The sequence below is a fragment of the uncultured Kordia sp. genome, assembly GCF_947496985.1.
Classification (GTDB): Bacteria; Bacteroidota; Bacteroidia; order Flavobacteriales; family Flavobacteriaceae; genus Kordia.
The window spans coordinates 1-431 of record NZ_CANMEZ010000038.1; the positions used below are offsets into that span (position 1 = coordinate 1).

1 pseudogene is annotated in these 431 nt (G+C 44.5%); it reads right to left on the reverse strand.

Features of this window, described 5'->3' with window-relative positions:
- Positions 1–431 (reverse strand): annotated as a pseudogene (locus Q0828_RS24405) (hypothetical protein); the annotation flags it as partial.

Below are 431 nucleotides of genomic sequence, written 5' to 3' on the forward strand. Positions count from 1 at the left end.
GTATCATAGATTCCATCGTTGTCTGCATCTAAGTCTAAGTGGTTACTTACTCCATCGCCATCTGTATCGTATGCTGGTTCCACCATTCCATTGGTGTCACCAACCATTGGATCTGATGGTGCATCATCTAAGTAGTTTGGGATACCATCATTGTCATCATCTCCGCTTGGGTCTCCTGGACCTTCTGCAACATCTAAGATTCCATCATTGTCATCATCTTGATCCACCACATCTGGAATACCATCCATGTCTGCATCTGCACCTGTCGCTACTGATATGTTTACCGTAGCCGTAGCACAGATATCATCTAAGCTTGGGCCGTCTCCCGTTAAGTCATTACATACAGTGTAAACTACCGTAACACTCATGCCGCTTTCACTTGCTGCTGGTGTGTAGATCAGTTCCCCTGTGTTTTCATCAAAGTTAATGAT